Annotated in this window: 22 protein-coding genes and 2 tRNA genes; 8 read left to right on the forward strand and 16 right to left on the reverse strand. The window is 48.3% G+C overall.

Translation table 11 applies throughout. The features are described from left to right. Positions 1–57: 57 nt before the first annotated feature. Positions 58–201 (forward strand): hypothetical protein, encoded by a 144-nt coding sequence (locus tag CTN_RS09975; protein WP_162828739.1) that lies wholly within the window; start codon positions 58–60, stop codon positions 199–201. On the opposite strand, the gene CTN_RS05925 is transcribed toward CTN_RS09975, so the two are convergent. Both CTN_RS05925 and CTN_RS05930 read right to left on the reverse strand, forming a co-directional pair. Beyond that, positions 182–1,102, reverse strand: coding sequence for a hydroxypyruvate reductase (locus tag CTN_RS05925; RefSeq protein ID WP_015919681.1), 921 nt, complete (start codon positions 1,100–1,102; stop codon positions 182–184). The genes CTN_RS09975 and CTN_RS05925 overlap by 20 nt on opposite strands. A gap of 5 nt (positions 1,103–1,107) precedes the next feature. Next, positions 1,108–2,262 carry a serine-pyruvate aminotransferase gene (locus CTN_RS05930; RefSeq protein ID WP_015919682.1) on the reverse strand — a complete coding sequence of 385 codons (1,155 nt, stop codon included), beginning with the start codon at positions 2,260–2,262 and terminating at the stop codon, positions 1,108–1,110. Between the two features lie 208 nt (positions 2,263–2,470). Between CTN_RS05930 and frr the strand changes: the two genes are divergently transcribed. From frr to CTN_RS05955, 5 genes are read left to right on the forward strand one after another with little or no spacing between them, the layout of a single operon-like run. Continuing rightward, the gene (gene frr / locus CTN_RS05935; protein ID WP_015919683.1) at positions 2,471–3,028 is read left to right on the forward strand and encodes a ribosome recycling factor; all 558 of its coding nucleotides are present in this window, start codon (positions 2,471–2,473) and stop codon (positions 3,026–3,028) included. Next, entirely contained in the window at positions 3,025–3,726 is a 702-nt protein-coding gene (locus tag CTN_RS05940) for an isoprenyl transferase (RefSeq protein ID WP_015919684.1), read from the forward strand. The genes frr and CTN_RS05940 overlap by 4 nt, the downstream gene beginning before the upstream one ends. Beyond that, positions 3,719–4,531, forward strand: coding sequence for a phosphatidate cytidylyltransferase (cdsA, locus tag CTN_RS05945; RefSeq protein ID WP_038067659.1), 813 nt, complete (start codon positions 3,719–3,721; stop codon positions 4,529–4,531). Before CTN_RS05940 ends, cdsA begins: the two co-directional genes overlap by 8 nt. After that, on the forward strand, positions 4,528–7,122 hold the full coding sequence (gene alaS, locus CTN_RS05950) for an alanine--tRNA ligase (RefSeq protein ID WP_015919686.1): 2,595 nt from the start codon (positions 4,528–4,530) through the stop codon (positions 7,120–7,122). Before cdsA ends, alaS begins: the two co-directional genes overlap by 4 nt. Positions 7,123–7,128: 6 nt before the next feature. Continuing rightward, positions 7,129–8,181, forward strand: coding sequence for a hypothetical protein (locus tag CTN_RS05955; protein ID WP_015919687.1), 1,053 nt, complete (start codon positions 7,129–7,131; stop codon positions 8,179–8,181). Here the strand turns inward: CTN_RS05955 and hslO are convergent. The 4 genes from hslO to CTN_RS05975 are packed head-to-tail and all read right to left on the reverse strand — an operon-like array spanning position 8,137 to position 12,346. Next, positions 8,137–9,009, reverse strand: a complete 873-nt coding sequence (gene hslO / locus CTN_RS05960; protein ID WP_038067661.1) for an Hsp33 family molecular chaperone HslO — start codon at positions 9,007–9,009, stop codon at positions 8,137–8,139. The genes CTN_RS05955 and hslO overlap by 45 nt on opposite strands. Further along, positions 9,006–9,674 (reverse strand): 2-C-methyl-D-erythritol 4-phosphate cytidylyltransferase, encoded by a 669-nt coding sequence (ispD, locus tag CTN_RS05965; protein WP_015919689.1) that lies wholly within the window; start codon positions 9,672–9,674, stop codon positions 9,006–9,008. The genes hslO and ispD overlap by 4 nt, the downstream gene beginning before the upstream one ends. Then, positions 9,671–9,967 (reverse strand): DUF1844 domain-containing protein, encoded by a 297-nt coding sequence (locus CTN_RS05970; protein ID WP_015919690.1) that lies wholly within the window; start codon positions 9,965–9,967, stop codon positions 9,671–9,673. Before CTN_RS05970 ends, ispD begins: the two co-directional genes overlap by 4 nt. 6 nt (positions 9,968–9,973) lie before the next feature. Next, positions 9,974–12,346 carry an ATP-dependent Clp protease ATP-binding subunit gene (locus CTN_RS05975; RefSeq protein ID WP_015919691.1) on the reverse strand — a complete coding sequence of 791 codons (2,373 nt, stop codon included), beginning with the start codon at positions 12,344–12,346 and terminating at the stop codon, positions 9,974–9,976. A gap of 77 nt (positions 12,347–12,423) precedes the next feature. Here CTN_RS05975 and CTN_RS05980 point away from each other — a divergent pair, with 77 nt between their 5' ends. Further along, entirely contained in the window at positions 12,424–13,431 is a 1,008-nt protein-coding gene (locus CTN_RS05980) for a lysylphosphatidylglycerol synthase transmembrane domain-containing protein (protein WP_038067663.1), read from the forward strand. 6 nt (positions 13,432–13,437) lie between these two features. Here the strand turns inward: CTN_RS05980 and CTN_RS05985 are convergent. Next, positions 13,438–13,524, reverse strand: a tRNA-Leu gene (locus tag CTN_RS05985). 109 nt (positions 13,525–13,633) lie between these two features. Between CTN_RS05985 and CTN_RS05990 the strand changes: the two genes are divergently transcribed. After that, positions 13,634–13,708 (forward strand) — tRNA-Val (locus CTN_RS05990). Here the strand turns inward: CTN_RS05990 and CTN_RS09715 are convergent. Genes CTN_RS09715 through CTN_RS06035 form a run of 9 tightly spaced genes read right to left on the reverse strand, consistent with a single transcriptional unit; the run spans position 13,687 to position 19,356 of the window. Continuing rightward, complete coding sequence (locus CTN_RS09715; protein WP_015919693.1) at positions 13,687–14,463, reverse strand: class I SAM-dependent methyltransferase; 777 nt, start codon at positions 14,461–14,463, stop codon at positions 13,687–13,689. The genes CTN_RS05990 and CTN_RS09715 overlap by 22 nt on opposite strands. Next, positions 14,460–14,987, reverse strand: coding sequence for a 16S rRNA (guanine(966)-N(2))-methyltransferase RsmD (rsmD, locus tag CTN_RS06000; protein WP_038067665.1), 528 nt, complete (start codon positions 14,985–14,987; stop codon positions 14,460–14,462). Before rsmD ends, CTN_RS09715 begins: the two co-directional genes overlap by 4 nt. After that, a complete protein-coding gene (gene coaE / locus CTN_RS06005; RefSeq protein WP_015919695.1) occupies positions 14,939–15,511 on the reverse strand; it encodes a dephospho-CoA kinase in 573 nt (190 codons plus the stop codon). The genes rsmD and coaE overlap by 49 nt, the downstream gene beginning before the upstream one ends. After that, positions 15,505–15,735, reverse strand: a complete 231-nt coding sequence (locus tag CTN_RS06010) for a hypothetical protein (protein ID WP_015919696.1) — start codon at positions 15,733–15,735, stop codon at positions 15,505–15,507. Before CTN_RS06010 ends, coaE begins: the two co-directional genes overlap by 7 nt. Next, complete coding sequence (locus CTN_RS06015) at positions 15,732–17,078, reverse strand: glucose-6-phosphate isomerase (protein ID WP_038067666.1); 1,347 nt, start codon at positions 17,076–17,078, stop codon at positions 15,732–15,734. The genes CTN_RS06010 and CTN_RS06015 overlap by 4 nt, the downstream gene beginning before the upstream one ends. Before the next feature lie 12 nt (positions 17,079–17,090). Then, positions 17,091–17,603, reverse strand: coding sequence for an adenine phosphoribosyltransferase (locus CTN_RS06020; protein WP_015919698.1), 513 nt, complete (start codon positions 17,601–17,603; stop codon positions 17,091–17,093). Position 17,604: 1 nt separating this feature from the next. After that, positions 17,605–18,420 (reverse strand): 4-(cytidine 5'-diphospho)-2-C-methyl-D-erythritol kinase, encoded by an 816-nt coding sequence (gene ispE / locus CTN_RS06025; protein ID WP_038067668.1) that lies wholly within the window; start codon positions 18,418–18,420, stop codon positions 17,605–17,607. After that, positions 18,366–18,965, reverse strand: coding sequence for an NUDIX domain-containing protein (locus CTN_RS06030; protein WP_015919700.1), 600 nt, complete (start codon positions 18,963–18,965; stop codon positions 18,366–18,368). Before CTN_RS06030 ends, ispE begins: the two co-directional genes overlap by 55 nt. 1 nt (position 18,966) lies before the next feature. Further along, a complete protein-coding gene (locus CTN_RS06035; RefSeq protein WP_038067671.1) occupies positions 18,967–19,356 on the reverse strand; it encodes a hypothetical protein in 390 nt (129 codons plus the stop codon). Positions 19,357–19,368 lie beyond the last annotated feature (12 nt).

Raw genomic sequence — 19,368 nt, forward strand, 5'->3', positions numbered from 1 at the left:
TCTGTCAAGTTGAACCTGACACGGAAAAGATCGATCTATAGAGACGGAGGGAGTAATATGGAAAGGATCAGGGATTTTTTCATCCTGATTTTCTGTGTTGTGCTCTTTCTCTACGAGATAACGTCTTTGAGTATGAAGGTGATCTTCAAAAGAAAAAAAAGCCGGGAGACAGCTCCCGGCCTCAGATCCCAAGCTCTCTGAAAATCTTCTCCACAAGTTCTTTTCCGACTCTTTTCTGGGCTTCCGCTGTGGAGGCTCCTATGTGTGGAGTTGCCACAACGTTGTCCAGGCTGAGCAGTTTCCTTCTAAGTTCGTCGCTGGGTGGTTCCACCTCGAAGACATCAAGACCTGCCGCGTACACCTTTCCGCTCACAAGTGCTTCATAGAGTGCTTCCTCGTCGATCGTTCCTCCTCGTGAGGTGTTGACTATTATCACTCCATCCTTCATCTTGGAAATGGTATCTTTGTTTATCATGTGCTTTGTCGATTCGATGAGAGGAACGTGTAAAGAGATGAAGTCGCTCTCTTTCAAAAGTGTGTCCAGATCCACGTATTCAACAGGAAGATCTGTTTTTGGTCTAGCAGGGTCATACGCTATGACTCTCATACCAAATCCCAGGGCTCTTCTGGCAACTTCCTGACCGATGTTTCCAAATCCAATGAGTCCGAGTGTCTTTCCGAGGAGTTCTTTTCCTTTCAGGATTTTCTTTTCCCACTTGCCTTCCTTCAAGGATATGGTGGCTTTCGCTATGTGGCGGGCACAGGCGAGCATGAGGCCAATGGCAAGTTCCGCGACGGATGGTGCACTTGCCCCCGGCGTGTTGAGAATTTTTATTCCCTTCTCTTTTGCCTTCTGAACGTCTATGTTATCGAGACCGATTCCAGCCCTTGCGATGATCTTCAGGTTTTTTCCAGCTTCTATGATGTCTGACGTGACCTTCGTGGCGCTTCTCACAACAAGAACATCCACTTCGGAGATTGTTTTCAGAAGTTCTTCTTTTTCTAGGTGCCTTGATGTGACCGTCAGTTCTTCTTTTTCCATTAAGAGTTTTGTAGCCTCTTCATCGAGTGGATCGTTCACATGTACCCTGTACTTTGCCATTCACATCACTCCCCGATGAATTCTTTCGCAAAGATCGTCTCAGCAGCCTTCACACCCGCACCGAGTTCGAGGTCGTATCCAAGTTCCTTCAAGGTGAACTCAAGAGCAGCGATCGCTGTGATGGTATCGAACGGCGACATGTATCCCAGATGGGCTATCCTGAAGATTTTCCCCTTGAGCTTTGCCTGGCCCCCGGCGATGGTTACACCGTACTTGTCCCTCATGATCTTGGGGATCTGTTTTCCATCGATACCGGCGGGTACCTTAACGGCCGTCACCACGTTTCCAGGTCTTTTGGAGAGAAGTTCAAGGCCAAGCGCTTTCACGGCTGATCTTGTTGCCTCACCGAGCACTCTATGTCTTTCCCAGACGTTTTCAATTCCTTCTTCTTTGATCATTTTGAGGGACTTCCTCAGCATGTATATCATGTTGACCGCTGGAGTGTACGGGTTGTCCGGGTAAGACTTTCTATAGGCTCTCAGATCGAAGTAGTATCTTGGAGATTTTGATTTTTCCACGAGTTCCCATGCCTTATCGTTGAGGGAAATGAGGGCAAGACCGGGAGGAAGCATCAGACCTTTCTGTGAACCCGTGACGACCACGTCCACGCCCCATTCATCCATCTTCAGTGGTTCAGCACCGAGGGCGCTGACAGCGTCCGTTACAAGAACCACATTCTTTTCTCTTGTTACTCTCGCTATTCCCTCAAGGTCTATGACCGTTCCCGTGGATGTTTCACTGTAGGTGGTGAACACAACTTTCGCATCGGGATTCCTGTTGAGGGCATCCTCTATTTGTTCAGGAGTGACGGCTTCTCCCCATTCAAGTGAAATTTCAACGATGTTCGCACCGTAGGACTGGCAGAGTTCCTTCCATCTTTCTCCGAACTTTCCAGCGACGACAACGATCACTTTGTCCCCAGGACTCACGAGGTTTGCAACGGCAGCCTCCATGGCTCCTGTTCCCGTCGAGGCGAAAGCGTAGACGTTGTTCTTCGTCTGAAAGAGATACTTGGCATCCTCAAGAGTCTCTTCCATTATGGAGACGAACTGTGGTGTTCTGTGGTGTATTGTTTCCTTCGCACCTTCTGTTAAAATATCGTTTGGGACTGGTGTTGGACCGGGTGCCATTATGTAGTGCTTTTTGAGAAACTTTCCCATGGAACTCCCCCTTTCCAGGATGGTGGTGCTTGTTATTTTTTTAACTAATTATACCACCGGTATTTTTACAAATCAGTGAAGCATATTTATCAAAAGCTCCCGAAGGTGTGTTTCCGAATTTGCTATAATTTTGGAAGATGTTGGGAATATTATACAACGATCCACAGGGAGGTAAACAGAATATTCACCGGAAAAGGAGGGGAAAAGCATGGTGAATCCGCTCATAAAAGAGGCAAAGGAAAAGATGAAAAAGACACTTGAAAAGATCGAAGACGAGTTGAAGAAGATGAGAACAGGGAAGCCCTCACCTGCTATTCTGGAAGAGATCAAGGTTGACTACTACGGTGTTCCCACACCCGTCAACCAGCTGGCCACGATATCCGTTTCGGAAGAAAGAACCCTGGTCATAAAACCCTGGGACAGGAGTGTTCTGTCTCTGATAGAAAAAGCCATAAACGCCTCAGACCTGGGTCTCAACCCTGTGAACGATGGAAATGTGATCAGGCTCGTATTCCCCACGCCAACCACGGAACAGAGAGAAAAGTGGGTCAAAAAAGCAAAGGAGATAGTCGAAGAAGGAAAGATTGCCATCAGAAACATAAGAAGGGAAATAATGAAGAAGATCAAAGAGGATCAGAAAGAAGGAAACATTCCAGAAGACGATGCGAGAAGACTCGAAAATGAAGTGCAAAAGCTGACGGACGAGTTCATAGAGAAACTGGACGAGGTGTTTGAGATCAAGAAAAAGGAGATCATGGAATTTTGAGAATTCCCCAGCACGTTGCGATCATAATGGATGGAAACGGTAGATGGGCAAAAAAGAGAGGGCTTCCCAGAATAAAAGGGCACGAACGGGGTGCCCATGTGCTTCATAACACAGTGAAGTGGTCACTTGAGCTTGGAATAAAGTATCTTACAGCGTATTCCTTCTCCACGGAGAACTGGAAACGCCCTAAAGAAGAAGTGGAGTTTTTGATGAACCTGTTTGTTCAGATGATAGATCGTGAAATGGATCTTCTCAGAAGAGAAAAAGTGAGGGTGAGGATTCTTGGAAGAAAGGAAGGGCTTCCAGAAAGTGTTTTGAGAAAGTGGAACGAAGTGGAAGAAAAAACAAACTCTTTTGACCGTATGACGCTTGTGATAGCGTTCAACTATGGGGGAAGACGGGAAATTCTGGACGCGGTTGAAAGGATTTTGAGGGATGTAGAGAAAGAAAAGAAAATAGTTCTCAACGAAGAGACGTTCAAGAGTTATCTCTATCTGCCGGATGTTCCCGATCCAGATTTGATAATAAGAACGTCGGGTGAGCTTCGCCTCAGTAACTTTCTGATCTGGCAGTCCGCTTACTCTGAACTCTACTTCACTAGAAAACTCTGGCCGGATTTCACAAAGAGGGATTTTCTGAGGGCGATAGAGAGTTACTCCAGAAGGGAAAGACGGTTTGGGGGTCTGGGTGATGGATGATCTGAAAACCAGAGTGATAACGGCAAGCGTTGTGGCACCGTTTGTTGTTCTGTGTTTTGTGAGTTATGAAAGTCTTGTGGGACTCGTTTCTGCCATCGTGATTCTTGCAGGTTATGAATTGATCACCCTGGAGCTGAAAGAGCGCGATGCAAGGTTTTTCTACGTGATACTCCTTGCGGTCTATCCCGTTCTGTACGGAGTGGCCTTCAAGGAACCGGTTCAGCCTCTTTCTCTGGTGTTCATAATCGGAGTGGTGTTTTCTCTGGCAACCGACAAAGACCCATCCCAGGTGTTCAGAACGGTTTCGGTTTTTTCCATCGCACTTGTGTACGTCTCCTTCTTTTTGAGTTTCTTCTTGCCGATATACAGTGAGTTCGGTGCTGCCAACGCCCTTCTTGTTCTCACATCCACCTGGGTGTTCGATTCTTTCGCTTACTTCACGGGTTTGAAATTCGGAAAAACAAGAATTTCCCCACACTACAGTCCACGAAAGAGCCTAGAAGGTGTGATCGGTGGTTTCCTTGGTGTTTTGATCTACACGTTTCTTTACCGGTTGATCGTCAGCAACATCCTTTCTGTGAACGTGATAGACTACAGGACCTTTCTTCCTTTTGCCAGTGTTGTGGCAGTCATGGACACCTTTGGAGACATCTTCGAATCTGCCCTAAAGAGACACTACAGGGTTAAGGATTCGGGAAAAACCCTGCCGGGTCATGGTGGGATGCTCGACAGGATAGATGGTCTCCTCTTTGTTACGCCCGTCAGTTACATCGTATTCAAAATATTCGAAGGAGTGGTGAGATGAGGTACATGACTTCCGAAGAGATAAGGGAAGCCTTTTTGAGGTTCTTCGAAAAGAAGGGTCACAAGATACTTCCGAGTGCCTCTCTCATACCGGACGATCCCCAGCTTCTCTTCACGGTAGCTGGGATGGTTCCCTTCAAGCCCATCTTCTGGGGAAAGGTGGAGCCCGTCTACACCAGGATTGCAACCTGTCAGAAGTGTCTCAGGACGGTTGATATAGAAAACGTGGGAAAGACACCCAGGCATCACACCTTCTTTGAAATGCTGGGAAATTTCTCTTTTGGGGACTACTTCAAAGAGGAAGCCATAGAGTGGGCCTGGGAGTTCCTCACGCAGGTCCTCGGTGTGCCCGAAGAAAAACTCTGGGTTTCCGTTTACGAAGAAGATGAAGAGGCTTTCAGGATATGGAACGAAAAGATCGGCCTTCCCGAGAAGAAGATCCTGCGACTTGGAAAGGAGGACAACTTCTGGGGACCGGCGGGTCCGACAGGCCCATGTGGGCCGGACACCGAGATCTTCTACGACACCGGGTACTCAAAAGGGTGTCCGGAGGGGGAAGAGTGTACACCCGCAAACTCCGAAGGGCGCTTCGTGGAAATATGGAACCTCGTCTTCACGGAGTACTATCAAGACGAAGAAGGAAAGCTCCATCCACTTCCCAGGAAGAACATAGACACCGGTGCCGGACTTGAAAGGTTCTGTGCGATGATGCAGGGAGTCTACAGCAACTTCGACACGGATCTGTTCCAGCCGATAATAAAGGCGATAGAGGAACTGACGGGTGTTTCCTACAAGACAGATGAAGAAAAAGACATCTCCATCAGGGTCATAGCAGATCACATCAGAGCCATCACCTTCCTCATCAGCGAGGGAGTTTTTCCCTCCAACGAAGGAAGGGGCTATGTTCTTCGAAGGATCATAAGACGGGCGATGAGACACGGAATACTCCTTGGTATGAACGAACCGTTCCTCTACAAAGTAGTTGACGCCGTCGTGGAAAAGATGGGAAAAGTCTATCCTGAGATCGTGCGTGGAAAGGATATGGTGAAAGAGGTGCTTTCTTCTGAAGAAAACAGGTTCCTGAAGACGCTGGAGCAGGGCATGAGGATCTTCGATGAGCTGGTGGAAAAGAAAGGGAAAATAGATTCACAGGATGCATTCAGGCTCTACGATACATACGGACTTCCTCTTGAACTCACCCTGGAGATTGCAAAGGAAAAAGGTGTGGAGATCGACGTGAAGGACTTCGATAGATACATGAAAGAGCAGCAAAGAAAATCCAGGGAAGCCATGGGAAAGGTAGAATTTGCAAAAAGATACGAATACCTGGAAAGCCTGCCAGAAGGGTTCAAAACGGAGTTCACCGGGTACGAACGCCTCGAAGACGAAGCAGAAACGGTTCTCATAGCAAAGGAAAACAGACCGCTGGAAGAGGCAAAAGAGAAAGACACAGTCGAAGTGGTCTTTTCCAGAACACCCTTCTACGCAGAAAAGGGTGGGCAGGTTTCGGATGTGGGCACAGTGGAATGGGAGAGTGGAGAAGGAAGAGTGGAGTACGTCTTTGAAGCACTGGAGGGAGTGATCGTTCACAGAATCAGGGTACTGAAGGGTATTCTTCGAAGAGGACAGAAAGTTTTCTTGAAAGTGGACAGAAAAAGAAGAAAGGATACCATGAGAAACCATACGGCAACGCATCTTCTTCATGCTGCCCTGAGAAAGGTGCTCGGAGAGCACGTGAGGCAGGCAGGGTCCCTTGTTGCCCCTGAGCGGTTGAGGTTTGATTTCACCCACTACAGGGCACTCTCTGCGGAGGAAATAAAGAAGGTAGAAGACATGGTGAACGAATGGATCATGCAGGCAATTCCCGTTGAGGTGAGATACACAAGTTACGAAGAAGCCATCAGATCCGGTGTCATAGCGCTCTTTACGGAAAAATACGGTGACGTGGTCAGGGTGGTGGAGGTTCCTGGTGTGAGTAAGGAACTCTGTGGAGGAACCCACGTGAAGAACACAGGACAGATAGGTCTCTTCAAGATAGTGTCGGAAGAGTCCGTTTCTTCCGGTGTGAGAAGAGTGGAAGCGGTCACGGGTTTTTATACACTGGAGCTGATAAGAAGGTACGAAGATGTGATGACGCGGCTGAAGGAACTCCTCGGTGCCGGAGAAAACGAAATAATAAACAGAGTGGAAAGCCTCAGAGAAAAAGTCAGGGAACTGGAAAGAAGGCTTTCTCAGGGAAGGGTTTCCGAAGAGAGAATCTCCGAGAAGAAGCTGAACGATGGAACGAAACTGTTCTACGGTGTTTTTGAAGGAGTGGAGTCGAAACATCTTGGAGGAATAGCCGACAACGTGCTGAACAGGGAAAAAAGCGGTGTGGTGGTGCTGTTCAGCCGATTTGAGGACAAAGTGTCGCTTGTGGTGAAGGTTTCAAACGATCTTATAGAAAAGTACGATGCCTCTTCGATAGCCAGAAACATCGCAAAAGAACTCGGTGGAAGCGGAGGAGGTAGAAAGAACTTTGCACAGGCGGGAGGAAGGCACCCGGAAAGACTGGATGAAGTCCTGAACCGTCTGGAAGAGTTTCTGGGGTGAAACTTCGTGGAACTTCTTGTTGATTCCCGTGAACTGAAAGAGTGGCTTTTCCTGCTCGACAAACTCGTTGGGACCGTAGAGCCGAGCGCAAGATTCGTCGATTTCTTCTTCAGGGATGGGCTCTGGCTCAGGGCGAGTGACAACTGTGCGAGCGTGGAGGTGTTTCTGGGAAAGATTCCACGTTTTGAGGGTAGCAGAAGGGTCTCTCTGGATCTTCTCAAATTCTTTTTGAGCGATGTGAAAGTTAAAGAGGTGCACGTCACAATTTCGCAGGATCATCTCGTTTTGAAGGCCGGAAACGAAGTGCTGGATGTCAGGTGTAGAGTGGGGGGGGTCCCTCCCGAAGACGGAAAAGAGGAGTTTCTCTGCACTCTTTCAAAACGTGAGTTCGAAAGTTCCATCAATTTTGCGAGTTCGAATCTGGATGAGGGGGAGTTTCTGGTTCTCCTTTTCGAGGAAAAAGATGTGCTCATGTTCGGCCCATCTTCGGAGATAGTGACTCTCTCTCAGATCTCTGCTGTTCCCACAACCTCCTTTTCCCTGAAAATACCTTATGTGACGGTGAGACACGTTTTCAAAGCCCTTCAGAGACTGAACGTTCAGACCCTGGATTTCTACGAAAAGTCGGGAAAGCTGGTGGTGAAATACCCGTATCTTGTGATGGAAGTCTGCGGAGACAGGGTGAGCGTGGAGGAAAGAGAGGCCCTCAAACGCGTCCTTTCAGAAAAAGTCGTTGAAAGACTGGAGTCGAAAAAGGAAGTCCTCGCTAAACTCGTGAGAAAAGCGGCTGTGATCTCCAGAGGATCTTATGCCACCCTCTCGAGAAGAGGCAACGTCATGAGGGTGGTTGTGAAGAAAAAGAACCTGAGCTATACAGCGGAGTTGTTCGTAGAGCCGGGCAGGGACTTTCTCGTGGTTTTCCCCTCTAAAAAGCTGAGGAGTGCCCTCGCCCGGATGGAAGGTGAGAAGGTTGTACTTGAACTCACGGAAAGATTTTTGAAGATCTCAAACCTTTCAGGAACCCGCACCGTTTTTCTTGAGCTTGAGGAGTTCTCTTAATTCTTCCTCAGAAAAGATGTACTTCGTACTGCACCACTTGCAGACCACTTCTCCTTTTCCTTCCCTTCTCATGTCTTCCAGTTCTTTTTCGTCCAGCACAAGGAGGGCAGATTTTGCTTTTTCCCGGCTGCAATCGCATCTGTACTTTATCTCCGCTGTTTCGACGAACCCCACCTTCTCTCCGAAGATCTTCTCAAGAACATCCAGCGGCTCTGTCTCCCGAAAGAGCTCTGTCACGTAAGGAAGGTTCTTTATGTTGGTTTCCAACATCTCCACCTTTTCCTTCTCAAGGGACCTGTCCAGGATCTGAACGGCAAATCCTCCCGCTATCTTTACACCCTCTGAATCCATGAGAACACCGATGGAAAAGGCAGACGGAATCTGTTCAGAAACGGTGAAGTAGTAAGCAAGATCCTCTGCGATCTCTCCGCTCACGAGTGGAACCTGGGAAACAAAGGGCGTTTTCAACCCGAGGTCTCTTATCACCCTGAGGACTCCCTTTCCGACCGCTCCCGATACGTCGAACTTTTTGTTTTCTTTGAGGGGAAGCTCCACATTGGGGTTCGCAACGTACCCTCTGACGGTGAACTCACTCGTCGACTGCGCAACCACCCTTCTTATGGGACCGTCCCCCTCTATATCGAGGGTCCACCGCTCTTTTTCTGCAAGCCACGGTGTCACCAGAGCTGCTCCGATGAGGGCTCTTCCCAGAACGACCGTGGCAAGATAAGAGAGGTTGTGACGGCTCCTTGCCTCCTCCACCACTTCCCTCATTCTCACGATGGAAAACCTCACTCTGTGATCGAACATGGTGCCGTAGTAGATCATGCTATCCTCTCCCATTCCTTTGCGATGAGCCTCGCAAGTTCGAGATCACTTTTGAAGGTCACCTTGAAACAGAAAAGATCTCCCTCGACAACGGATATCTTCACTCCGAGCCTGTGAACGGGTTCGGTGTCGTCAGCCCATTCTTTTTCCTCACTGTGGGCTCTCTTCAGAAGATCGTATGAGAAGGCCTGGGGTGTCTGAACCCTGTAGATGCCCTCTCTTGGAACGTACTCTATACGTGAATCGTCGAGTCTTATGAGCGTGTCTGAGTTTTTCAGAGCGAGGGTGGCGGCTCCTGTTTCCTGTGCCTTCTTTAAAACCTCCTCGATGTGCTTTTTTCTCAGAAAGGGACGTGCTGCGTCGTGTACGAGGACGTACGATGGTTTGATGTTTTCAAGAAATTTGAGGGCGTTTCTCACACTCTGGCTTCGAGTTTTTCCTCCTTCTACGATTCCGAGGATCTTTTCGTGCTTTACTTTCTCCACCACGCGATCCATCCAGTCTCTTGACACCACGATCACAACGGCATCGATGACGTTGCTGTCTAAGAGTGCTTTGAGAGGGTATTCGAACAGCATTCTTCCCTCTACTTCAAGAAACTGTTTTGGGACCTTTTCTCCGAGCCTTTCTCCTTTCCCAGCAGCGAGCAGAATTGCAACGTTCATATCTGACTTTCCTCTTTCTTCTTGTTCTTCTGGTACTGATGGAAGTAGTTGAGCTTCAGTGTTGAGATCACCCCTTCCATCTCACGGCGTGTCTGCTCGTCCACCAGATCCTTGATCTTGTTGAAGATCGCATCCAGCGTGTCTATACCCAGTCGGGCCTCACCGAGGTCCTGGTAGAAGTCTCCGTATTCGTCCTCTGTGAGGCCCAGTCTTGCCCAGCACCTTGCACTTATGGTGCTGAAGAAGAGGAGGATGAGATCCTTCATGGAGAGCTTTTCCTTCTTCTCCTCCATGGATCTTCACCTCCTCTCAATCTTCAAACCGTACTCGTCCGCATCGACAACGATGTGGTCTCCTTCTTTAATTTCACCCTCCAGTATCTTATCGGCGATCATGGATTCCAGTTCGAGTTCGATGATCCTTCTGAGTGGCCTTGCACCGAGTGAAGGAACGTACCCTGCCTCAGCCAGATATTCTTTTGCCCTTTCGGTGAGTTCGAGGGTGATTCTTTTGTCTTTCAAGATGTCTTCAAGCTGTTTCACCATGATCTCAACTATCTTCTTCACCTCGTCCATCGTTAGAGGTTTGAAGTAGACAATCGCATCTATTCTGTTCAGAAATTCCGGTTTGAAGACGTTTCTAATTTCCTTTTCTATTTCGAGCCGGACGTTTTCCTGAGATTCCAGGATCTTTTCACTTCCAATGTTGCTCGTCATGATGATGATCGTGTTTCTGAAATCAACCGTGTTACCCTTTCCATCCGTCAGGCGGCCGTCTTCGAAAACCTGAAGCAGTATGTTGAAGACGTCAGGATGGGCCTTTTCTATCTCGTCGAGCAGTATCACGCTGTAGGGCCTTCTTCTGACGGCTTCTGTGAGCTGTCCTCCTTCTTCGTAACCCACGTATCCTGGAGGGGCCCCTATGAGTCTTGCAACGGAGTGTTTTTCCATGTACTCGCTCATGTCGAGTCTTATCATGGCATCCTCACTTCCAAAAAGCACATCGGCAAGGGTCCTTGCAAGTTCTGTTTTCCCAACACCCGTTGGTCCCAGAAAGAGAAAGACCCCGATCGGCCTTCTCGGGTTTTTGATACCCACCCTGGCTCGTCTGATGGTACGCGCGACCATTCTCACCGCTTCTTCCTGGTTCACCAGGCGCTGGTGGATCAGTTCCTCCAGTTTGAGCAGTTTGTCTTTTTCCGATTCCATGATGCGGGACACGGGAATTCCTGTCCACTGTTCTACGATTTTTGCCACGATGTCTTCGTTAACCACGGGCTCTACCTTTTCCTGGCTTTTTCGTGCCTTTTCGTACTCTTCCTTCAATTTCTGAAGCTCTACTTTCAACTTTGCGGCTTCTTCGTACTCTCCCTTCACCACGGCGGCGTTTATTCTGTCCTCGAGTTCCCTCATTTTCTCTTCCAGTTTCAGAATCTCTTCGGATGGGTACGAGGACTCCAGCCTCACGTAAGAGGCCGCTTCATCGATCAGATCGACCGCTTTGTCCGGGAGGAACCTGTTGGTTATGTATCGGGCGGAGAGTTTTGCGGCCGCTTCGAGGGCGTCGTCCGTTATCTTCACCTTGTGGTGGTCTTCGAAGACCTTTCTGAGTCCCTTGAGAATCTCCACCGTTTGTTCAACGGTGGGTTCCTCCACAAGAACCGGCTGAAACCTTCTTTCGAGTGCCCTGTCTTTTTCGATGTATTTTCTGTACTCTTCAACAGTGGTAGCACCTATTATCTGGATCTCTCCTGTTGTGAGCTCGGGTTTCATGATGTTTGCCGCATCGAGAGCCCCTTCGGCGGCTCCCGCTCCCACCACCGTGTGCACCTCGTCTATGAAGAGGATGACCTCTCCTTTCTTTCTTTTCAACTCATCGAGAAGACGTTTCAGTCTTTCTTCGAAGTCTCCTCTGAACCGTGTTCCTGCAACCAGCCTTCCCATGTCGAGTTTTAGGACCCTGACGTTTCTCAGAAAGAGGGGGACCTTTCCTTCAACGATCCTCTGGGCAAGTCCCTCAACGACGGCCGTTTTTCCAACTCCCGGATCTCCTATCAGAACGGGGTTGTTCTTGGTGCGGCGCGAGAGTATCTGTATCACCCTTCTGATTTCTTTTTCACGATCCACAACGGGCATGAGCTTTTTCTCGCGGGCAAGTTGAGTGAGATCCACGGTGAAACGTGCCAGCGCCTCGATGTTCTCTGCTTCGTCCGTTCTTCCGGTTGCCCTTATCTTTCTTATTGCCTCGTACACCCTCTCCGGCGTCACACCGTACCTTGAAAGGATACGGAACGCGGTGGAATCAGGTGAAAGGACCATTCCAAGAAGAAGGTGTTCGGTTCCTATCTTCGAGTCACCCATTCTCCTTGCTTCCTCTCGTGCCTTTTCTATCACGTGTCTTGCGTCCGGTGTTATGAAGATCTGGGACACGGACGTTCCCTCTGGAACCCTGACGCCGTATTTTCCTATGAACGTTTCCACCTCGTCCTTCAACTTGTTTATGTCCACGTTCATTTCCTTCAGAAGTTCCACACCGACGTTGTTTCCCTCTTCAAGGATCGCAAGCAGTATGTGTTCGCTGGAAAGCTGGTTCTGTCTGTACCTTGTCATTATATCCTGAATGCTCATCATTACTTTCTGGGCCTTTTCTGTGTACTCTTCGAGATTGAACATGCGATCACCTCCTCAAAAAAATATTACCACGTGTGTTAATCTTTTTCTTAGCAGACACCAGTGGAAAGGAGATGAGTATGAAGCGAAGCGTTTTTCTTCCGCTGATCATAGGAGTGGGCGCGGTCGTTCTTGTGGCATCTCTTGCGGGCAGTGGAAACGTGTGGAAGGATTTGAAACAGCTGGATGTGAGGTTCATTTTTCTGCTTTCTCTGAACTTTCTTGCGGTGATCACCATTGATGCCTTGAGAACCCGTATCCTTCTTGAAAACATGCCTTTCAGAACGTGCCTTTCTAATTCGCTGTGGGGCTTCTATGCCAGCGCCATAACACCGTTTGCTGCCGGAGGACAGCCCTTCCAGATATACCACCTTGTGAGATCCGGAATTCCTTTTGAAAAAGCAGCCTCGGTGATAGCGGTGAGATTTTTCTCCTCGTTTTCCTTCACAATCGTGTCTGGTTTTCTCTTTTTCCTTTTCTACCTTGACACATTTCGCTCCCTTGGGATCTTAGGGGATCTCTTCTTCATCGGGATCGTTCTTGCCTTTGTTTTTTACGTCTTCATAATGTTTCTTTCCTTCAGCAGGAGGTTTCTTGAGAGGTTTTTTCTGTCTGGTCCTGTCATGAAGATCGTGATGTTCTTCACCAAAAAAAGCAGGGAAGAGGTGGAAAACCTGGCAAGGGAGAGGATCCTGGGTTACATATCTACCGTGAAAGAGCTCTGGAGGTCTTCAAAGGCAAAAACCATCATCACGATAATTCTTTCAGGAGCGATGATCATAGCGATTCATACGAGTACGTATCTTTCGATGAAGGCGGTGAACCCATCAGTAGAGGTGTCGCTGTTTCAGATAATCACCGTTCAGCTTGCCCTGAGCCTGGTTGTGTATTTCGTTCCCACACCCGGTGCAAGCGGAGCTGTGGAGGTTGTCTACTACGTTGTCTACTCGAACCTCATCAGTAAAACGGATGCGGTTGTGTCCCTTCTCATCTGGAGGTTCTTCAACTACTACCTGTTCATCATTTTGGGGATCATCCTCGGGATTGGCAGGTTAACAAAAAAACCGGAGGAGCAGTCCTCCGGCTGATCTTCCTGGTGCCGAGGGCGGGACTTGAACCCGCACGGGCCGAAGCCCACATGGCCCTCAACCATGCGTGTCTGCCAGTTCCACCACCTCGGCAACTCCGAAGAATATATTAGCACAACTTCTAGCACTTTTCAAGTACCCCTGATGGGAATTTTTGCCTTGACATGGATTCGAGGTTGTAGTATCATAGTTAAACGGTGATGGGTGCGTAGCTCAGTGGGAGAGCGCTTCCTTGACGAGGAAGAGGTCGCAGGTTCAATCCCTGCCGCACCCACCAGAGGAGCCGCAAGGCTCCTCTTTCTTTTTCAGCACGAAGAACACGTGCTCTGCCCTCCATAGAATGGCTCTGTCTCTGGAAAATTCCTTCTCCAGCTCGAAGATGAGATCTTCTTTCTTTCTCACCTGATCCTCGGAGTAGTCAAAGACCCCTATTCCACGCACCTCGATCGTGTCAAAACCCTCTATGGATTCTATATCTTCGGGCCTGAACGCATAGGAGTTGAAAGAAAAGAGCGTGTTTCCCACTTCGATGGTTTGTGTTTTCAGAAAGCGGGGAATCTTCTCCCAGGTATTCTCTTCTATCATGTGCTGAAGAAAGGTGTAGAAGTTGTCCACTGTTGCTATCAGAAGGCCGCCTGGTTTCAGAACCCTCGCTATTTCAGAAAACGCTTTGACTTTGTTTTCGACGTAACTCAGAACATCCCCCATGGCCAGCACGGTGTCGAAGGAATGTGAAGAAAATGGAAGATCTTCCGCACGGGCTTTTAGAAATTTTTTCACACCCTTCTTCTCTGCGATTTTCAACATCTCCTCGGAGGGATCAACCAGAGTCACATCAAAACCTCTCTCCAGAAGAAAAAGACTCCATCTTCCCGTGCCCCCTCCAAGGTCCAGCACCCTGCAGGGCACCTTCAAGTGTTCACTCAGGAAGGATTGAATCAGCCTGTGGTAAAGCCTCCATTTTGGTGTTTCGTACATGGAATCGTACTCTTTTGCGATCCTGCTGTAGTACTCCCAGGGACTCACGATCATTCTTTCACCTTCAAAAAAACGAGTTCCGTTTCGCCGTAATCTTTTTTCTTGACGATCTCAAACCCGGAGAGATCCACATCGATCCTTTTACTCTTTTCAAGAATCGCCAAGCTTTCTTCCTTCATAACCTTTGGAAGAAGATGGAGGGTCTTTTCGATAACCTCGACATCTTCGTAGGGAGGGTCGAGAAAGATGATATCAAATTTTTCGGTGGCTGTCTTCAGATAATCCACGACATCTTTGCAGATCAGTTTGGCAGATCCTCCTATCGTTTCGAGGTTTCCTTTGCATATCTTGAGGGCCCTCTTCGATTTGTCGACACACACGACCCTGTCTGCTCCCCTGCTCAGCGCCTCACAGCTCACAACACAACTACCACAGAAGAGCTCCAGAAAGCTCTTTCCCTCCACGTCCACCATGTTGAAGAGGGCACTTCTCACAGAGGACATGGTGGGCCTGAAGAAGTCGCCTGTTTTCAGCTTTCTTCCTCGGTATTTTCCCCCTGTGATTCGTGTCTCTCCCATATGAGAGCCATCACTTCCTTGACCTTTCTTTCAAGATCAGCGATCGAAGAGTTGTTCGGGATGACGATTCCCTGAGGAATCACATCTTTTTGAAACTTCAATCTCTCTTTCGCAGATTCGTTTCTTTCGATGATCTTCTTTTCTTCCGCGACGACGGTGATGATATGATCACAGAGTGCGTCCAGCTTCATTCTTCTCAAAAGAGCGGCCTCTATCACGACAAGGCCGCTCCTTTTTTTCACGATATCCTCCACCTTTTTTCTCATGAGGGGATGAACGAGCTGTTCGAGTTTTTTCAGTTTCTCTTCAGAGCCGAAGACGATCTCACCCAGTTTTTTCCGGCTCACCTTTCCATCTTCCAGAATCGATTCACCGAACAGTTCGACGAGCCTTTCTTTCACCTCTTCCAGAACCTCATGGCCGATCCTGTCCACGTTCACCACGTGGGCTCCGTAGTCCCTCTTCAGCACTTCACAGACGGTTGTCTTTCCCGTCCCTATCTTCCCCGTGACACCTATCACCATACTCTCTTTGCCTTCTTTTCAAGTTCTGATTTGAACCTCTCGTACTCGTCCACCGCAAGGAATATGACACTCGAGGTGTTCAACTTCTCTATTATCTTCGATATCCTCTCTTCAACGGTGGGATCGTCGGAGACAACGATGTAGGTTCCCTCTTCTCCGAGTGGACCTCCTTCTATGAAGAAGACCATCTCTCCCTCGTGCATTACATTTTCGAAGACGCTCATTCTATGATCACCTTCTTGGTGCGATCTTTTATTTCGTATTCGTAACCTTCCCTTCCCATGAGGGCAAACGTGATCTTCTTTCCAAGTTCCACACCCGGCTGATCAAACGGGTTGATCTCGAGGAGATACCCCATGAAAGCAGTTGCGGCTTCATAATAAGCGAAGAACTGGCCCACATTGTAAGAGGTGAGTCTGTCGAAGATCACCTTCATGTTCGGTCTGTCGTTTTTCCTTAGGGCTTCCTCTGTTCCTGTCTGTTCTGCAAGGAGAAGTTCAGAGAGTCTTTTTCTTGCAAGGTATTTGAGCTCTTCTCTTCCGGTGTCCGGTATTATGATCTCTCTATCGAAGTTTTCCAACCGCAAAAACGTTATCACTTTGTCGTTTGGGCCCTCGTTGTAAAGCTGTATCTGAGAGTGCTGATCGGTGGCTCCTATTGCCTTCACCGGGGTCTGACCCGTGAAGACCTCCTCTCCTTTCAGGTTGTATCTCTTTCCCAGACTTTCTGCCCACAGCTGTCTGTACCAGTCCACGAGGTAGGTCATCCTGTTGGAGTAGGCCATCATGACGGAGATGCTCTTTCCTCTCTTCAGATAGAGATAGTGTGTGAGGGCGATCATCGCCGCTGGATTTTCGAACAGGTCTTCCTTCTTGCATCTCTCGAACGCATCCCGGGCACCGTCGTGGAGTTCTTCTATGTCGATACCCTCCGCCATGGCAGAGAAGAGGCCAACGGGCGTCAGCACGCTGAACCTTCCTCCAACGCCGGGAGGGACCTCAAGACTTCTGAAGCCCTCTTCTTTCACTACTTTTCTCAAAAAGCCCTTCTCTGGATCTGTTGTGATGAGGATGTGTTCTTTCGGGTCCAGACCATTAGCCTCCAGGATTCCCCTTGCGATCGAGTAATTCGCCATAACCTCAGCCGTGGATCCAGATTTTGAGATCACGTTGAACAGCGTTGTCTTCAGATCTATCCTATCAAGGACGGAGGCCATGAGATCGGGATCTACGTTGTCCACCACGAAGACTCTCGCATAACCGTTTCTTTCCTCTCTCGACATCTCGTTCCAGTTCAGTGGTCTCAACGAATAATGAAGGGCAAGGTTTCCAAGACCGGATCCCCCAATTCCCAGAACGACCACCGTGTCGAAGTTCACCACCCACTCCTCGAGTTCCTTCACCGAATCGATCCATTTTCTGTCCAGTCTGGCAAAATCCGGTGTGTTCTCAGTGAAATTCTTTATCGCCTCTATCACCTTTTCTTTTGTGCTTTCCAGATCTTCCTCTCTCAGTCCACCGGAGATGTTCGGTTCAAAAAGATTTGAAAAATCAAATTTCAAAGCCATCTTTTTCACCCCTCAGTAAACTATCAGTGTTTTGATGTCGTAACCTTCGAGCCTCTTTCTCGGGTTCAGGTAGGAAAGTTCCACAAGAAAGGCAAGGGCAGAAACTTCTCCACCGAGTTTTTTGACCAGCCTTATCAGTGCCTCTGCTGTTCCACCCGTTGCCAGCACATCGTCCACTATGAGGACTTTCTGTCCTCTTTCTATGGCATCTTCGTGGATGTGGAGTTGTTCGGTTCCGTACTCCAGCTGGTACTCCTCGTACACGGTTCTGTAGGGGAGCTTCCCGGGTTTTCTCACGGGAACGAATCCCTTTCCCAGTTTGTAAGCCATGGCGGCTCCGAGGATGAATCCCCTCGCTTCGGGGGCAACAACCAGATCGAAATCCCTGTCGGAGACGAGATCACACATTCTGTCGATGGCCTCTCTGAAAGCCCTGCTGTCTTTGAGGAGTGGTGTGATGTCTCTGAAGATGATCCCTTTTTGTGGAAAATCTGGTATGTCCCTGATGAACTGTTTCAGATCCAATTCAGACACCTCCCGTGAACAGGTATTTCCCTTCGTTTGATGGATAGAGTGCAAAGAAAGCGCTCCCACTTCCGGTCATCATTTTTAGAATGGAACCTTCTCCGAACTTTTTCAAATCCTGCAAAACATCAGGATGTTTCTCAAGGAATATCCTTTCAAATACGTTGTACGAGAGTTTTTTTATCTTCTCATAATCTCTTTCCAGATAGGCCCTGTGGAGTTCTTCTATGTTGCCAGGTCCTTTCCCGTACATGTCCGGTGTGAGGAGGCTGTACATTTCTTTGGTCGAAGAGGAAACGAGCGGAACGAAAAGATCCACGGAGTAGCCCGTTATATCCTGAAGTTTTTCTACGATCTCTCCCTTTCCCTTCACCACGGCTGTTCCTCCGTACAGAAAAAAAGGCACATCGCTTCCCACACTTATTGCCATCTCAACGAGTTTCTCAAAGGGTACGTTGAACTGCTTTCCAAGGTACTTCAAAACGGTGGCGGCGTTTGAACTGCCCCCTCCAAGACCGGATCCGATCGGTATTCTCTTTTCCAGTTTCACCTTTAGCCCGAACTCCAGTTTCGTCTCTTCTCTGAAAATCTCGTAGGCTTTCCTGATCGTGTTTTTTTCAGGCAAATCAACGTTGCTTTCCAGAAAGAAACCTTCCTTGCAGATTTCCATCGAAATTGTGTCGTACAGAGAGATCGTTTGAAAAAGTCCAATTATGTTGTGGTATCCGTCTGCCCTTTTTTCAAGGACATCGAGATAGAGATTCAGTTTTGCGGGCGAAACAAGTTCAACAGAACGTTTGCCGCTATCTTCGACCATCCCTCCATCACTCCCAGATATTTTCCCAGTTCATCGAATTCGACGAGGTGCCATTCGAACAGATCTTTTTCTTTCATCGACACGAACCTACCCTTTCCAGCAAAAAGAACACCAAGATGTACCCTGCTCACTTCGGTGGAGGAGGAATTTATCAAACCGAGAAACTCCAGTTCCTTCAGTTCGACCTCTGCCTCTTCATTCATTTCTCGCTCCAATCCCTTCAAAAATGCTTCCTGTGGTGTTTTCCCGTCTTCTTCCCGAACGTGTCCTCCTATTCCAAGGGAATACAGGTTGTGCAATCTCTTCTCCGATTGCTTCGTAGTTCTCTTTGTGAGAAGAACCCTGTTGCCATCCAGTATCACAACGTACGGAATGACCTGCTTTGTTGATTCGTCGTATTCTGCTTCCATCCTCTTTCGAAAAAAGCCGTATCTTTTCAGAAAATCGAGAAACTCTCCCAGACTCGTTTTCAGAAAGCCTTCGAACTTTCCGAATTCTCTATACACATCTTCTGTTTTCACGACAAGGATTTTTTCGTCTTTCATCTCACTCTCTTCCCACCTCGTGGCCCGGTCTTTTGAAGAAATCCGTCTTTTCTTCGTTCGCTTTCAACTGTTTCCATCTGTGTGCGGCTGTTTCACAGAACCTCTGAAGTATGGCAGGAAGGTCGCTCTTTTTGAGAAGATCTTCACCTATTCTTTCCTTCAGTCTCTCACTCAACGTGTACTCTTCTTTCTCTGGATCGAAACTGATGTCTTCTGTGTAGTCCGCTGCGTCGAAATCCTCCAGAACCTTCTCCAGGAATCTGAGGGCAAATTCGATGAAAACATCTCCCACCTCATCGCTTCTTTTCACATCGTGGAGTTTTCTTCTGTAGTCTTCGATCAGTTCCTTTTCCTGTTTCACAAAAGAGAGGATCTTTTCACCTTTTTTCATGAAAAACACCTC

The organism is Thermotoga neapolitana DSM 4359 (genome assembly GCF_000018945.1).
GTDB classification, from domain to species: domain Bacteria; phylum Thermotogota; class Thermotogae; order Thermotogales; family Thermotogaceae; genus Thermotoga; species Thermotoga neapolitana.

Bases quoted from the DNA above. Each gene is read 5' to 3' on its own strand.
- CTN_RS09975 (WP_162828739.1), top strand. From the start codon at position 58: ATGGAAAGGATCAGGGATTTTTTCATCCTGATTTTCTGTGTTGTGCTC.
- CTN_RS05925 (WP_015919681.1), bottom strand. From the start codon at position 1,102: ATGGCAAAGTACAGGGTACATGTGAACGATCCACTCGATGAAGAGGCT.
- CTN_RS05930 (WP_015919682.1), bottom strand. From the start codon at position 2,262: ATGGGAAAGTTTCTCAAAAAGCACTACATAATGGCACCCGGTCCAACA.
- frr (WP_015919683.1), top strand. From the start codon at position 2,471: ATGGTGAATCCGCTCATAAAAGAGGCAAAGGAAAAGATGAAAAAGACA.
- cdsA (WP_038067659.1), top strand. From the start codon at position 3,719: ATGGATGATCTGAAAACCAGAGTGATAACGGCAAGCGTTGTGGCACCG.
- alaS (WP_015919686.1), top strand. From the start codon at position 4,528: ATGAGGTACATGACTTCCGAAGAGATAAGGGAAGCCTTTTTGAGGTTC.
- hslO (WP_038067661.1), bottom strand. From the start codon at position 9,009: ATGATCTACTACGGCACCATGTTCGATCACAGAGTGAGGTTTTCCATC.
- ispD (WP_015919689.1), bottom strand. From the start codon at position 9,674: ATGAACGTTGCAATTCTGCTCGCTGCTGGGAAAGGAGAAAGGCTCGGA.
- CTN_RS05970 (WP_015919690.1), bottom strand. From the start codon at position 9,967: ATGGAGGAGAAGAAGGAAAAGCTCTCCATGAAGGATCTCATCCTCCTC.
- CTN_RS05975 (WP_015919691.1), bottom strand. From the start codon at position 12,346: ATGTTCAATCTCGAAGAGTACACAGAAAAGGCCCAGAAAGTAATGATG.
- CTN_RS05980 (WP_038067663.1), top strand. From the start codon at position 12,424: ATGAAGCGAAGCGTTTTTCTTCCGCTGATCATAGGAGTGGGCGCGGTC.
- CTN_RS09715 (WP_015919693.1), bottom strand. From the start codon at position 14,463: ATGATCGTGAGTCCCTGGGAGTACTACAGCAGGATCGCAAAAGAGTAC.
- rsmD (WP_038067665.1), bottom strand. From the start codon at position 14,987: ATGGGAGAGACACGAATCACAGGGGGAAAATACCGAGGAAGAAAGCTG.
- coaE (WP_015919695.1), bottom strand. From the start codon at position 15,511: ATGGTGATAGGTGTCACGGGGAAGATAGGGACGGGAAAGACAACCGTC.
- CTN_RS06010 (WP_015919696.1), bottom strand. From the start codon at position 15,735: ATGAGCGTCTTCGAAAATGTAATGCACGAGGGAGAGATGGTCTTCTTC.
- CTN_RS06015 (WP_038067666.1), bottom strand. From the start codon at position 17,078: ATGGCTTTGAAATTTGATTTTTCAAATCTTTTTGAACCGAACATCTCC.
- ispE (WP_038067668.1), bottom strand. From the start codon at position 18,420: ATGGTCGAAGATAGCGGCAAACGTTCTGTTGAACTTGTTTCGCCCGCA.
- CTN_RS06030 (WP_015919700.1), bottom strand. From the start codon at position 18,965: ATGAAAGACGAAAAAATCCTTGTCGTGAAAACAGAAGATGTGTATAGA.
- CTN_RS06035 (WP_038067671.1), bottom strand. From the start codon at position 19,356: ATGAAAAAAGGTGAAAAGATCCTCTCTTTTGTGAAACAGGAAAAGGAA.